Source organism: Streptomyces vastus, assembly GCF_039532825.1.
GTDB classification, from domain to species: domain Bacteria; phylum Actinomycetota; class Actinomycetes; order Streptomycetales; family Streptomycetaceae; genus Streptomyces; species Streptomyces vastus.
The window spans coordinates 1-779 of record NZ_BAAASJ010000073.1 but is presented as its reverse complement, the minus strand read 5'-3'; the positions used below and the strand labels follow the sequence as shown (position 1 = coordinate 779).

The window sequence follows — 779 nt, the reverse complement described above, 5'->3', positions numbered from 1 at the left end:
TGTAGCGGGTGGTGCAGATGTGCCGTCCTTCCGCCTCGGTGATCTCGCGCCCGTCGGTGTCTCGGAGCTCGTAGCGGGTGCCGTTGCGCCGGCAGGCGGCCAGGCGGGTGACCAGGACGGCAGCGAGCGTGCACAGAGCCGAGTTGTGGTGCTTGTTCTTGTGGACCACCAGGTCGTGGTAACGGGCCGCGAGGGTGGGATCGACGCTTCGGGTCCTGTCGGCGGCTTTGAAGAGGGCCTCGCGCAGTCCGGGGTCGCCGGATCGGGTGGGCGGCCCGTTGTGGCTGCCCAGACCGGACTGGCTGACGCGGGGGACCAGGCCGGTGAAGGCGCGGATACCGGCAGGGCTGGCGAAGCGGTTGGGGTCTCCGAGCCTGCCGAGAATGCCCGCCGCGGAGACGGTGCTCGGGCCGGGGCCGGAGACGATGACGGCTGCGGGATCGGCCTCCTCGTAGAGCACGGCGATCCGGTCCTCGAGCGAGGTGATCTGGGTGCTCAGGTGGTCAGCCATCTGGGCTTCGCCGGCGATGTCTTCGGCCGGCTCGGCGAAGTCGAGGGCGCCGTCGGGCCACAGGGTCAGGGTCTGCCGGGCCGCGTCCAGGATCCGTTCGGCGTGTTCCTCGCGCCAGGCCCCGCGGCTGTGCCGGATCAGCAGCGCGGTCAGACGGCTGCGGCCCAGGCGGCGCACGGCGTGCGGGTCGGCGCCGGTCTTGTGCAGCACGGCCAGGGCTGCCTTGCAGTAGGTGCCGCGGCCAAGAGCGTTGGCCCAGGCGGGGCTG

The 779-nt window shown here is 72.1% G+C and carries 1 protein-coding gene; it reads right to left on the bottom strand.

Annotated features, from left to right (window positions below; translation table 11 throughout):
• The coding region (locus ABD357_RS27275; RefSeq protein WP_344393659.1) for a transposase at nucleotides 1-779 on the bottom strand (779 nt) is incomplete at both ends.